The 11,872-nt window shown below is 72.1% G+C and carries 13 protein-coding genes; 9 read left to right on the plus strand and 4 right to left on the minus strand.

What is annotated here, in order from left to right:
• The first annotated feature begins 500 nt into the window (after positions 1-500).
• A complete protein-coding gene (locus tag ACFWW9_RS43590; RefSeq protein ID WP_390389085.1) occupies positions 501-1,235 on the plus strand; it encodes a hypothetical protein in 735 nt (244 codons plus the stop codon).
• Here ACFWW9_RS43590 and cofC read toward each other — a convergent pair.
• Entirely contained in the window at positions 1,232-1,855 is a 624-nt protein-coding gene (gene cofC / locus ACFWW9_RS43595) for a 2-phospho-L-lactate guanylyltransferase (protein ID WP_390389088.1), read from the minus strand. The two genes, ACFWW9_RS43590 and cofC, sit on opposite strands and share 4 nt — an antisense overlap.
• An 88-nt stretch (positions 1,856-1,943) precedes the next feature.
• Here cofC and ACFWW9_RS43600 point away from each other — a divergent pair, with 88 nt between their 5' ends.
• The 4 genes from ACFWW9_RS43600 (at position 1,944) to ACFWW9_RS43615 (ending at position 6,231) form a co-directional block, all read left to right on the plus strand.
• The gene (locus ACFWW9_RS43600) at positions 1,944-2,666 is read left to right on the plus strand and encodes a lysophospholipid acyltransferase family protein (protein ID WP_390389090.1); all 723 of its coding nucleotides are present in this window, start codon (positions 1,944-1,946) and stop codon (positions 2,664-2,666) included.
• Entirely contained in the window at positions 2,667-3,677 is a 1,011-nt protein-coding gene (locus tag ACFWW9_RS43605; protein WP_390389092.1) for an NAD(P)H-dependent glycerol-3-phosphate dehydrogenase, read from the plus strand.
• On the plus strand, positions 3,674-4,750 hold the full coding sequence (locus ACFWW9_RS43610; protein WP_390389094.1) for a cystathionine gamma-lyase: 1,077 nt from the start codon (positions 3,674-3,676) through the stop codon (positions 4,748-4,750). Before ACFWW9_RS43605 ends, ACFWW9_RS43610 begins: the two co-directional genes overlap by 4 nt.
• A gap of 1,013 nt (positions 4,751-5,763) precedes the next feature.
• Positions 5,764-6,231, plus strand: a complete 468-nt coding sequence (locus tag ACFWW9_RS43615) for a cysteine dioxygenase (RefSeq protein WP_390389097.1) — start codon at positions 5,764-5,766, stop codon at positions 6,229-6,231.
• On the opposite strand, the gene ACFWW9_RS43620 is transcribed toward ACFWW9_RS43615, so the two are convergent.
• Positions 6,215-6,850, minus strand: a complete 636-nt coding sequence (locus tag ACFWW9_RS43620; protein ID WP_390389099.1) for a pyridoxamine 5'-phosphate oxidase family protein — start codon at positions 6,848-6,850, stop codon at positions 6,215-6,217. The two genes, ACFWW9_RS43615 and ACFWW9_RS43620, sit on opposite strands and share 17 nt — an antisense overlap.
• On the opposite strand from ACFWW9_RS43620, the gene ACFWW9_RS43625 reads away from it, so the two are divergent.
• On the plus strand, positions 6,849-8,312 hold the full coding sequence (locus tag ACFWW9_RS43625; RefSeq protein WP_390389110.1) for a PLP-dependent aminotransferase family protein: 1,464 nt from the start codon (positions 6,849-6,851) through the stop codon (positions 8,310-8,312). The genes ACFWW9_RS43620 and ACFWW9_RS43625 overlap by 2 nt on opposite strands.
• 24 nt (positions 8,313-8,336) lie before the next feature.
• Positions 8,337-9,404 carry a D-alanine--D-alanine ligase family protein gene (locus ACFWW9_RS43630; protein WP_390389101.1) on the plus strand — a complete coding sequence of 356 codons (1,068 nt, stop codon included), beginning with the start codon at positions 8,337-8,339 and terminating at the stop codon, positions 9,402-9,404.
• A gap of 7 nt (positions 9,405-9,411) precedes the next feature.
• Here the strand turns inward: ACFWW9_RS43630 and ACFWW9_RS43635 are convergent, their stop codons facing one another.
• Together ACFWW9_RS43635 and ACFWW9_RS43640 are read right to left on the minus strand one after the other, a co-directional pair.
• Entirely contained in the window at positions 9,412-10,002 is a 591-nt protein-coding gene (locus tag ACFWW9_RS43635; protein WP_390389103.1) for a DUF3515 domain-containing protein, read from the minus strand.
• A 20-nt stretch (positions 10,003-10,022) separates the two neighbouring features.
• Entirely contained in the window at positions 10,023-10,256 is a 234-nt protein-coding gene (locus ACFWW9_RS43640) for an Lrp/AsnC ligand binding domain-containing protein (protein WP_330883408.1), read from the minus strand.
• A 97-nt stretch (positions 10,257-10,353) separates the two neighbouring features.
• Here ACFWW9_RS43640 and ACFWW9_RS43645 point away from each other — a divergent pair, with 97 nt between their 5' ends.
• Both ACFWW9_RS43645 and ACFWW9_RS43650 read left to right on the plus strand, forming a co-directional pair.
• Entirely contained in the window at positions 10,354-11,319 is a 966-nt protein-coding gene (locus tag ACFWW9_RS43645; protein WP_390389107.1) for a thiamine-phosphate kinase, read from the plus strand.
• A 14-nt stretch (positions 11,320-11,333) separates the two neighbouring features.
• Entirely contained in the window at positions 11,334-11,819 is a 486-nt protein-coding gene (locus ACFWW9_RS43650; protein ID WP_390389109.1) for a GNAT family N-acetyltransferase, read from the plus strand.
• Positions 11,820-11,872 lie beyond the last annotated feature (53 nt).

The following is an 11,872-nucleotide window of genomic DNA, read 5'->3' on the forward strand; positions in this document are numbered from 1 at the left end:
GCGACGGAGAGTGACGCGCTGGCCGGGTCGCAACGCCCTCCACGCCCCGGCCGCGACGGCCTCCGCGGAGACGTCGACGAGCAGCCCGTCGTCGCGCAGCACGGTCGCCGAGCCGTCGGTGTGGAAGGCGCTCACGGTCGCCTGCTCGATCATGCGGCCGACGCTAGCCCAGCCCGTCGCCGCGTCGGTACGGTGGCTCAGGGGGAATCATGCGTTTGTCGCACTGCTGGCGGCTCTGGTCCTGGCGTCGTGCACGGCCGACGCGCCGGAGGTCCGGACCGGGTCGTGCTCGTGGTCCTGGTCGGACCTGCCGCTGCCGCCGGGCCGGGACTGGGCGGTGGTCGAGGCCTCGGACGGCCGCGGGACCTACGTCGGCCGCGCGTTCTCCCCGGAGGACAACGGCCCGCAGGAGGTCGTGCTCTGGCAGGACGGACGGGCGACCCTGCTCGGTTCGGCGTTCGGGCGGTCGACCCAAGCCCCGGTCCGTCACCGCGAGCGGGGTGGTCGTCGGCGAGGCGGGCGATCACCCGGTGCGGTACCGCGACGGCGGGTGGGAGCGGCTCCCCGAGCCGGACGGCTACTACGTCAGGGCCGTCGCGGTGAACGGCGCCGGAGAGGTCGTCGGCTGGGCCGTCCCGGACGGGAGCGGCGACGCCGACGAGGACCGCCACCAGCACCCGGTGCGCTGGCCCGCGGACCGGCCCGACGCCGTGGAGGAGATCGAGGTCCCGTTCCTCGGCGGTTTTCCGGTGGCGCTGGCCGACGACGGAACCGTGCTCGTCGCGGGCCGGGAGGTGCCCGACGGCCGGAACCGCGGCTTCGTCGGCCGTCCCGACGGGACGTGGACCGCGCTCGACCAGCGGGACGAGTGGCTCGACGTCACGCCGGTCGCGCTGGGCGGCGGTGCCGTGGTCGGCACGGGCCAGACGGAACGCCCCGTGCTCGAACTCGTGGAGTGGGACCTCGACGGGCACGTGGTGCGCGTCCACCCGACCAGTTCCGCCCTCGACGTGAACTCGTCCGGTCAGGTCCTCGGCGTCGTGAACGGGCTGCTGGAGGGCATGCCCGCGGGGAAGGCGTCGGTGTGGCGCGGGGGAGCGCTCCAGGCCGAGTTCCCGGTCGCGGGCGACGCGCGGATCGACGCGGTCGCCATCGACGACGACGGCGCCGTGGTCGGCCGGATGGCCAAGAGGTCGGGGTTGCGGGACGCCCCGGTCGTCGGCCGCTGCTCCTAGCAGACCGGCAGCAGCGCGGCCGTCCGCGAACCCAGCCCCAGTTCCGCCGCCAGCGCCAGGTCCTCCGCCGTGTCCACGTCGGTGCGCAGCGACGGCCACGGGCCGAGCAGCGCGACCGCGCCGGACGCCGTGTGCGCGTCGGCCGAGCCGACGCCGAAGCGCGGGTCGAGGTCGCCGCCGGGTGCGGACAGCAGCAGTGTCGTGCCGGTGCCCTGGCGGTCCGGGCAGAACGCGCGGCCGGTCGCGGAGTCGACGGCGGCGGCCAGTTCGTCGGCGCGCAGCGCGGGCAGGTCGGCCTGCAACGCGCCCACCACGGACCGCGGGTCGCGGGCGCGCAGCAGCGCGGCGGCGTGGTGCAGCGCGGGGTTGAGGCCGTCCGGGCCCGGCACCGACTCGACGCCGAGCGCGCGGAGTTCGGCGACCACCGCCGGGTCCGACGTGACCGCCACGACGTTCCGGACGACCTTCACGGCGGCCGTGATCGTGTCCAGCGCGAGGGCCAAGGCCAGCGCGGCGTGCGCGCCGGGGTCGCCCCCGCCGCAGTCGGCCGCGCCCAGCAGCCTGGTCTTGGCCCGGTCGAGCGTCTTGACGGGTACCACGAGGTCAACTTGGCGGCGCACCTCGCCATACTCCCTGATGTCGGCTGGACCTGGCCGGGGCACCCGAGGAACACTCCAGGTCCGCGGTGGACGAGTCGAGGGAGAACACGTGGTCAGGGAGAAGGGCGGCTTCTGGGTCGGGGTCGCCGCGGCGATCGTGTACCCGATGTCCGCGGCGCTCGGGAAGCGGCGGACGGTGCACGGCGAGCGCTTGCCGTCACGGGGCAGCGCGCTCCTGGTGATGAACCACGTCTCCCACCTCGACCCCTGCTACGACGCGGTGTTCGTGCACAGCCACGGCCGCGTCCCGCACTTCCTCGGCAAGCACAGCCTGTGGGACGTGCCGGTCATGGGCACGATCCTGCGCGGCGCCAAGCAGATCCCGGTGTACCGCGGCACGACCGACGCCCAGCAGAGCCTGCGCGCGGCCCACCAGGCGTTGGCGACCGGCCAGGTCGTGGTGATCTACCCGGAGGGCACGATCACCCGCGACCCCGACGGCTGGCCGATGACCTCGCGCACCGGCGTGGCCCGGCTGGCGCTCCAGCACGACGGCCCGGTCATCCCGGTCGCCCGGTGGGGCACCAGGGAGATCTACGACGGCTACCACAAGAGGTTCCGGCCCTTGCCCCGCAAGACCGTCGAAACGCGACTCGGCGAGCCGGTCGACCTGACCGAGTACCGCGAGCGCCCGCAAACGCTCGCGCTGCTGCGCGAGGTGACGGACCTGCTGATGGGCGAGGTGAAGGACCTCCTCGCGGAGATCCGAGGGGAACAGGCTCCGGAGGGCTTCCACGCCTCCACCGCACGGACCGACCGGGACGAGGACTGAATGAGCGTGCAACGGGTGGCCGTGCTGGGCGCCGGGTCGTGGGGGACCGCCTTCGCGAAGGTGATCGCCGACTCCGGACCGGAGGTCGTGCTGTGGGCGCGGCGCGAGTCCGTGGCCGAGTCGGTCAACGGGTCCGGGATCAACGAGGACTACCTCCCCGGCACCAAGCTGCCGTCGAACCTCAGCGCCACCACGGAGGTGGACAAGGCGCTGGACGGCGCGCAGGCCGTGGTGCTGGCCGTGCCGAGCCAGACGCTGCGGGCGAACCTGGTGGGCTGGCGGGACTCGCTGCCCGAGGGCGCGACGCTGGTCAGCCTCGCCAAGGGCGTCGAACTGGGCACGCTCAAGCGGATGTCCGAGGTGATCGTCGAGGTCGCGGGCGTGCCCGAGGACCAGGTCGCCGTCGTGTCCGGGCCCAACCTGGCCAAGGAGATCGCGGCCGAGCAGCCCACGGCGACGGTCATCGCGTGCACCGACCACGACCGCGCGGTCGCGCTCCAGCAGGCCTGCTCGAACGGCTACTTCCGGCCGTACACCATCACCGACGTCGTCGGCTGCGAACTCGGCGGCGCGTGCAAGAACGTGATCGCCCTGGCGTGCGGCATGGCCGCGGGGCTCGGGTTCGGCGACAACACGATGGCGTCGATCATCACCCGCGGCCTCGCGGAGACCGCCCGCCTCGGCGAGGCGCTCGGCGCGGACCCGTTGACGTTCGCCGGTTTGGCGGGCCTCGGCGACCTCGTGGCCACGTGCGCGTCCCCGCTGTCGCGCAACCGGACGTTCGGCCACCGGCTGGGGCTGGGTGAAAGCCTGGCCCAGGCGCAGGAAGCCGCGCACGGGCAGGTCGCCGAAGGCGTGAAGTCCTGCTCCTCCATCCGGGAACTCGCGCAGCGGCACGGCGTCGACATGCCGTTGACCGACGGCGTGCACATGGTGTGCCACGACGGGATGAACCCGCGCACGCTCGGCGCGGCCCTGATCGGACGCGAGCCGAAGGCGGAACGCCAGTGAACTCCGAGTACGGGGACGGCACGCGGGTCGTGCACGCGGGTGCTCCGGAACGCCTGCCCGGCGGCGCTTTCATGGGCAGCCCGGTGTTCGCGTCGGCGTTCCACCTCATGGGCGAGGACACCTACGGGCGCGCGGGCAACCCGACGTGGCGCGCGCTGGAGTCGGCGCTCGGCGAGCTGGACGGCGGCGAGTGCGTCCTGTTCCCGTCCGGCATGGCGGCCATCTCGACGTTGCTGCGGCTGGTGCTGCGCACCGGCGACACGGTCGTGCTGCCCGCCGACGGCTACTTCCTGACCAGGAAGTTCGTGGCGGAGCACATGGACGTGGTCGTCCGCGAGGTCCCGACGGCGGGCCCGTGGCCGGACTTCGACGGCGTCGCGCTGGTGCTGCTGGAAACCCCGTCCAACCCCGGCCTGGACGTGTGCGACATCGCCGCTCTGGCCCAGGCCGCCCACGCCGCGGGCGCGCTGGTGGCGGTCGACAACACGACGGCGACCCCGTTGGGGCAGCAGCCGTTGCGGCTGGGGGCGGACGTCGTGGTGGCCAGCGACACGAAGGCCGTCGCGGGTCACAGCGACGTGCTCTTGGGGCACGTGTCCACAACGGACGGTGTGCTCGCCGAACGCCTGCGCGGCGCCCGAACGGTCAGCGGCGCCATCCCCGGCCCGTTCGAGGCCTGGCTGGCCCACCGCGGCCTGGGCACCCTCGACCTGCGCCTCACCCGCCAGGCCGCGAACGCCGCGGCTCTCTACGACGTCCTCCGCGTCCACCCGGCGGTGACGGGATTGCGCTGGCCAGGAGCCCCGCAGGACGAGGCGTACGCGTTGGCGGCAAGGCAGATGCGCCGCTTCGGCGGCGTGCTCACCTTCGAACTCCCCGACATCACAGCCGTGGACACGTTCCTGTCGAAATCCAGCCTCATCGCCGCGAGCACCAGCTTCGGCGGCTTGCACACCAGCCTCGACCGCCGCGCCCAGTGGGGCGACCCGGTACCCGAGGGCTTGGTCAGGTTGTCCGCGGGCTGCGAAGACACGACGGACTTGGTCACCGACGTCCTGGCCGCCCTGACCTGACCCCCATCACCCGTTCGACACCCCTCATTCCCACCGGTCCACCCATGGCCAACCGGGTGAACCCCGTCTCTTTTCGCGACTCCTGGGGGTAACCGGCCCTCAGGAGCGGCTCCGTCGACCACTCAAAACTGTCGGACCCCAGGTCTAGCGTGTGAATCGGGGGGTTTCTCACGACCGGGGGACTCCCGCTCGGCGCTGTCCAACGGGAGTCGATGGCCTGCGCGAATCCGGTCCCAGGCGCGGCAATCGGCCGTGCCTGGCCAGGGTTCGCGAGCGGCGGGTTCGGCAAACCAGGCACGTCCCCGTCGGAGCTGCGGCTGTGGTCCGGCGGTCGGGCGTGCTCTGCGGGAATGGCTGGTCGAGACCTGGCCCCAGCAGGAAATGCGCACCACAGTCTGGCAGCTCAGACTCGCACCGATCGCTGCGGCGGCCTGAAAACCCGGTGCCTCTGATGGAACTGTGAGCGGCGGTTGGCGACCCGGTGTGCTCCGGGGAATGGCTGGCAGCCAGGCGTGTTTCGCTGGAACTGTGAGCCGTAGACCGGCTGCCCGGCGTGCTCCGGGGGAGTGGCCGGGCAGTCAGGTGCGTCTCGCTGGAACTGCTGGCCGTGGCCAGCCGGATGTGTCCGCGACGGAATCGGGGCCGTGGCCAGGTGCCCGCGCCGGAATCGCGAGCGGTGGCCCGGCGATCAAGCGCACCCGCCGGAATGGCTGGTCGTGGCGCGGCAACCGAGGTATGTCCCGCCCGAGCTGCGAGCCGACTGCACCCCAACTCCAGCCACGCCGAAGGTCGCTCGACCGGGTGGCACCCCTCCCAGTCCGTGGGACGTGGTTGAGCGGTCCTGCGAGGGCTGCGAGAATCCGCGGCATGTTGTTGCGCGCGATGATCGACGGGCGGGGTCACATCGACCTCAGCCTCGTCTCCAGCGCGCTCTGTCCTTCCTGGTGATCGTCTCGCGCCCTGCCGGTCCCTAAAAGACCGGTGCCGCTTTGATCCCCGAAGGACCTCACCCCATGTTCGCCGTTCCCGAGAACACCCTTGCCCTGCCCGAGTCCCGTGCCGCCGCGCACCCGGTGCGCATCGCGCTCGGGGTCGCCGCCGACCGCGACCGCTGGCGCCACCTCCTCCGCTACGACCCCGACCAGCGGTTCGCCGCGCTCGTGGAGCGCACCGCCGACGAGGAGGTGTGGTTGATGAGCTGGCTCCCCGGCCAGGAGACGGACCTGCACGACCACGGCGGCTCCACCGGCGCGTTCACGCTGGTCAGCGGCTTCCTGACGGAGACGGTGGCGACGGCGCACGCGCAGGTGCTGCACAGCCTGCACGCGGGCCAGTCGCGGGTGTTCGGGCCGAACTACGTGCACCGGGTGCGCAACGACGGGCCGGATCCGGCCGTGTCCGTCCACGTGTACCGCGACGGTGGCCGGGCCATGACGCCGTTCCGCTTCGACCCGGTCGACGGGCCTACCGCCGTCCGCTGACGTGCTCCGGCACGGCCGTGCCCTCGGCGAGCAGGGGGCACGGCTCCGGTGTCCCGTAGGTCGTCACGACGGGCAGCACGCCCGCCCACGCGGAGGACGACTCCTCGTCGCTCGGCGGGCCCGTGCGGATCTTCACCGACGCCTCGGTGAGGTCCAACGCGAGCACGGCCGTGGCGGCCAGCTCGCGTGGCGTGGGCTGCCGGGCGTAGTCCCACGATCCGGGCGACAGGTGCTCGACGAGCACTCGCAGCCCGTGGGACTTCGCCGCGGGATCGGTCACCGGCGTCGCCACGCCGTGCACGACGGCGCACCGGTAGTTCATCGAGTGGTCGAACACCGAGCGCGCGTAGACGATCCCGTCGAGCAGGGTCACGGCGACGCTCACCGGTAGCCCCGCCGCCGCCTCGCGCAGCGTTCGCGCGCCGGTGGAGCCGTGCAGGTAGAGGGTGTCGCCGTCGCGGCCGTACCCGGTCGGCAGCACGACCGGCGCGCCGTCGACCACGACGGCGAGGTGGCACACCAGGCCCGCGTCGAGCACCGCGTACAGCTCGGAGCGGTCGGTCGCGGCGCGGTTCTTGCCGCGCTTGATGGTGCTGCGGGGCGTGGGCGACAAGGTCATGCCCCCACTCTCGCCGGAAAAGTGGCATCCTAGAAGTACCAATTCCAACGTATTCGGAAGTGCCACTTTGTCCGACACCGCGTTCCCGGTCACGCTCGACCGGTCGTCGCCCGAACCGCTCGCCGTGCAGCTCGCGGACGCCATGCGCACCGCCGCCGCCGAGGGCAGGCTGCGCCTGGGCGACCGGCTGCCGTCCACCAGGGCGCTGGCCGAACGCCTCGGCGTCAGCCGGACCGTCACGGCGGCGGCCTACGAGCAGCTGCACGCCGAGGGCTGGATCGCCGGTCGGCACGGCAGCGGCACCTACATCACCACGACCCCGCCGGGCGCGCTCAAGGGTCGCACCAAGCGCCCGACTCCGACACCCGCGCCGCGCGAGGTCGTCGACCTGGCTCCCGGAGCGCCGTGGGCGGGCGGGCTGGACAAGGCGGCGTGGCGGCGGGCGTGGCGGGCCGCGGCGGACACGATGCCGTTGCTGCGCCCCCAGCGCGGCGGGCTGCCGGAGTACCGCGAGGTCGTCGCCGAGCACCTGCTGCGGCACCGCGGCCTCGCCGTGCTCGGCGGCCTGCGCGAGGAGCTGGTGCTGGCCACCGGCGGCACGACGGCGGCGTTGACCGAGCTGGCCGCGGCCGTGCTCAAGCCCGGTGACGCGGTGGCCGTGGAGGAGCCCGGCTACCAGCGCGCGGTCGGCGCGATGCGCGCGGCGGGCCTGCGGGTCGTGCCCGCGCCGGTCGACGCCGAGGGCCTGCTGGTGGAGGGCGTGCCGAAGGGCGTGCGGGCGGTGTACTGCTCGCCCGCGCACCAGTACCCGCTGGGCGGGCGGATGTCCGCGGGCCGCCGGGTCGCGCTGGTGGAACGGGCCCGCCGCGACGGGTGGCTGATCATCGAGGACGACTACGACGGCGAACTCCGCTACGACGTGGCCCCGCTGCCGCTGCTGGCCGCGCTCGCGCCGGACGTGGTCGTGCACCTCGGCACGACCAGCAAGATCCTCACGCCGACCCTGGGCACCGGCTGGATGGTCGCGCCGGAGTCGATCGCCAGCGCCGTCCTCGCCCACCGCGACCGCACCGGCACCGGGCCCGCGCCCGCCGGGCAGCGCGTGGTCGTGGAGCTGGCCCGGCACGGCGACCTGGGCAGGCACCTGCGCAAGCTGCGCCGCGAGCTGTCCGAACGGCGGGCGCTGCTGGTGGAGGCGCTGGCCGCGGCGGGCGTGTCCGTGCTCGGCGACGACGCGGGCGCGCACGTCGTCGTGCAGGTGCCGACCGACCAGGCGGAGCAGGACCTGCTGGCCGCGGCCGAGCTGCGGGGCTTCCGGCTCGACGGTCTCGCCCGGCACCACGCCGGGCGGCCGAGGGTCCACGGGGTCGCCATCGGCTACGCCGCGTGCTCGCGGGAGCAGTTGATCTCGGTCCTCCCGGCGCTGGTCGAGCTGCTCATCGCCGCTGCTCCGCCGCGTTAACCCATCCGGGTAGTCTCGGGCCTCATGACACAGCGCAAGACCAGGGTCGCCGTGGTGTTCGGCGGCCGGAGCACCGAGCACACCGTCTCCTGCGTTTCCGCCGGAAGCGTGCTGCCGAACCTGGACCGCGACCGCTTCGAGGTCGTCCCGGTGGGCATCACGGCCGAAGGCGCCTGGGTGATCGGCGCCGACGACCAGGTCGCGCTGACGATCAAGGACCGCGAGATGCCGACGCTGGCCTCGCTCGTGCCCGCCGGTGGCGGCGCACTGGTGCCCACCGAGCCCGGTGTCGTCGTCGAGGGCGTCGACGTGGTCTTCCCGCTGCTGCACGGCGCGTGGGGCGAGGACGGCACCATCCAGGGCCTGCTGGAGCTGGCGGACGTGCCCTACGTGGGGCCGGGCGTGCTGGCCAGCGCCGTCTCCATGGACAAGGAGTACACGAAGAAGCTGCTCCAGGCCGAAGGGCTGCCGGTCGGCACGTTCGAGGTGCTCAAGCGCGGCCAGGCCACGCTCAGCCCCGAGCAGCGCGAGACGCTCGGCCTGCCGGTGTTCGTGAAGCCGTGCCGCGCGGGCTCGTCGGTCGGCATCTCGAAGGTCGTCGACTGGGCGCAGCTCGACGACGCCATCGCGTTCGCCCGGCAGACCGACCCGAAGGTCATCATCGAGTCCGCCGTCGTCGGCCGCGAGGTCGAGTGCGGCGTCCTGGAGTTCCCCGACGGCCGGGTCGAGGCGTCGCTGCCCGCCGAGCTGCGGGTCGTCGGCGGGTCCGTCGACTGGTACGACTTCGACTCGAAGTACCTCGACGACGTGTGCGAGTTCGACATCCCGGCGAAGCTCGAGGACGACCTGACCGACCGGCTGCGGGCGATGGCCATCACCGCGTTCCGCGCGCTCGACTGCCAGGGCCTGTCGCGGGTCGACTTCTTCGTCACCGAGTACGACGAGCTGGTGATCAACGAGATCAACACCATGCCCGGCTTCACGCCCATCTCGATGTACCCGCGCATGTGGGCCGTCACCGGGGTCGACTACCGGACCCTGCTGACGACCCTCGTCGAGACCGCGATCGCCCGCGGCACCGGCCTGCGCTGAGCCGTCGTCAGCCTTGCGTCTGGACGGGGCCCTTCGGGAGCGAGTCGCGGATCGTCGTCGACACGTCCTGGAGCGGTCCCGTCCCTGCGCTCGACGGGACGGTGAGGGCGATGTACACCGGCCGGTCGACGGCGAACCACGTCGACGACTCGGAGCCCCGCACCTCCAGCCACTGCACGTCCGAGATCACCCGCAGCTGCGCGGTCGGCGTGAGCTCGCCTGGCCGGTCGAGGCCGCAGCGCAGCACGAGCGGGTCGTGTTGGGCGTCGCCCCACGCCAGTGCGCCAGGAGGCGCGGGCGAGGCGAGGTCCCGGCGCGGCAGCGTCGCCCCGTCGGACACCACGCTGAGCGGGAGCTTGCCCAGCAGCGTGGCGCACTCGGGGGACTCCGCGGCGGGCGCGGTCACCGGCACGAGCGCCAGCGGACCGGAGTTCCCGGCGGTGGGCAGGGCGGGGTCAGCGGCACCCGACGTGCCGAGCACGAGCCCGACCGCCGCCACCGCGACCGCCAGCAGCACCGGGAGGCCGATGGCCACGGCGAGCAGCGGTCGGGGCAACGACGAGACGGACTCGGATTCGGTCGGCTGATCCTGTGGCACGGCCCTATGACAGCACGTCGCTACAAGTTGACTACCGGGCAGGTCAGGGTCCGTGTGATCCCTTCCACGTTCTGGATGCGGGCCACCACGAGCTGGCCGAGCTGGTCGACGGTGTCGGCGTCCGCCCGAACGATCACGTCGTACGGACCCGTGACGTCCTCCGCGGACGAAACCCCCGGAATACCGGCGATCTCCCCCGCGACGGCGGCTGCCTTCCCGACCTCGGTCTGGATGAGGATGTATGCGTGCACCACGGCGTGCCCCTTCGTCGCGACAGGTTAGGTCGGGGTAGGAACTTGACCAGCAACGTACCGCAGTTGGAGTTCCGAATGCTCAGAATGGGAGGCAATCTTGCGTCCGGACCCGCCGCAAGACGCGGACACGGTCGCTGAAGTGGGTGAGTTCGGTCTCATCCGCCGAGTGACGGCCGGTCGGACGCAGCCGCCCACGACGCTGCTCGGGCCAGGTGACGACGCGGCCGTCGTCGCCGCGCCCGACGGTCGGGTGATCGCGTCCACCGATGTGTTGGTCGAGAACGTCCACTTCAGACTCGACTGGTCATCTCCCGAGCACGTCGGGAGGAAGGCCGCCGCGGTCAACATGTCCGACATCGCGGCGATGGGGGCGTTGCCGACGGCGCTCCTGATCGGACTCGCCTGTCCGGCGGACACGCCTGCTTCGGTGATCGACGGGATCACGGCCGGGTTGTGGCAGGAGGCCGCTGTGGCCGGGGCGGGGGTCGTCGGGGGCGACATGGTGAGTTCGGAGACATTGGTGATCTCCATTACTGCGTTGGGGGACCTCAATGGACTAGAGCCCGTGCTGCGGTCCGGGGCGCAGGTGGGGGATGTGGTCGCCGTGTGCGGGAAGCTCGGGTGGGCCGCTGCGGGGTTGGCTGTGCTGAGTCGGGGGTTCCGGTCGCCTGTGGCGGTCGTGGGGGCTCAGCGGTGTCCTGAGCCGCCTTACGCGGCTGGGCCTGAGGCTGCGGCGGCTGGTGCCACCTCGATGATCGACACGTCGGATGGGTTGTTGGCGGATTTGGGGCACATCGCTGATGCCTCGGGGGTGGGGATCGACTTGCGGACGGAGTTGTTGGAGGCGCATCCGCGGTTGATCGACGTGGCTTCGGCGTTGGGGGCTGATGCTCGGCACTGGGTGCTCACCGGTGGGGAGGACCACGCTTTGGTGGCTACTTTTCCGGATCCTGCGGTGGTGCCTGAGGGGTGGCAGATGATCGGGGCGGTGCGGCCTGGGAGTGGCGTGACCGTTGACGGTCGGGTGTACGAGAAACCCCCTGGTTGGGAGCACTGGCGGTAGGTATCTTGGCTGGTATGGAACTATGCACGGTCGCGTATGACCATCCGGACGCGGTGTTGTTGGTCGAAGGCGTTCAGAAGGTTTACGTGGAGCGGTATGGCGATGAGGACGTGACGCCTGTTGCTCCGGAGGAGTTCTCTGCGCCGTTGGGGTATTTCGTCGTGGGGTACTTGGACGGGGTTCCGGTCGCTTGTGGGGGGTGGAGGGCGCACGACGGGGTGCCTGAGGCTCCGCTGGTGGCTGGGGATGCCGAGATCAAGCGGATGTTCGTCGTGGAGGCGGCTCGGGGGCGGGGGTTGGCCCGAGCCGTGTTGGCGGAGTTGGAGCGGGCGGCTGTTGCTGCTGGGCGGTTGCGGATGGTGTTGGAGACTGGGGTTATCCAGCCTGAGGCGATCGCTTTGTACGAGAGCAGTGGGTATGTGCGGATGGATAACTTCGGGACTTATCGGGATGATCCGTTGAGTCTTTGTTTTGTGAAGGTGTTGGGGGGTGGGGGCTAACCCCCGGTTGCGCCAATTATCCCACCCTCTTTCGTCTTGTCAAGGCTGGAAAG

Origin of the sequence: Umezawaea sp. NPDC059074, assembly GCF_042738955.1 — a bacterium.
Taxonomy (GTDB): Bacteria; Actinomycetota; Actinomycetes; order Mycobacteriales; family Pseudonocardiaceae; genus Umezawaea.

What these genes read in the sequence shown, in the direction of transcription:
- ACFWW9_RS43605 (WP_390389092.1), top strand. Translation starts at nt 2,667, where the DNA reads ATGAGCGTGCAACGGGTGGCCGTGCTGGGCGCCGGGTCGTGGGGGACC.
- ACFWW9_RS43615 (WP_390389097.1), top strand. Translation starts at nt 5,764, where the DNA reads ATGTTCGCCGTTCCCGAGAACACCCTTGCCCTGCCCGAGTCCCGTGCC.
- ACFWW9_RS43625 (WP_390389110.1), top strand. Translation starts at nt 6,849, where the DNA reads ATGCCCCCACTCTCGCCGGAAAAGTGGCATCCTAGAAGTACCAATTCC.
- ACFWW9_RS43620 (WP_390389099.1), bottom strand. Translation starts at nt 6,850, where the DNA reads ATGACCTTGTCGCCCACGCCCCGCAGCACCATCAAGCGCGGCAAGAAC.
- ACFWW9_RS43630 (WP_390389101.1), top strand. Translation starts at nt 8,337, where the DNA reads ATGACACAGCGCAAGACCAGGGTCGCCGTGGTGTTCGGCGGCCGGAGC.
- ACFWW9_RS43650 (WP_390389109.1), top strand. Translation starts at nt 11,334, where the DNA reads ATGGAACTATGCACGGTCGCGTATGACCATCCGGACGCGGTGTTGTTG.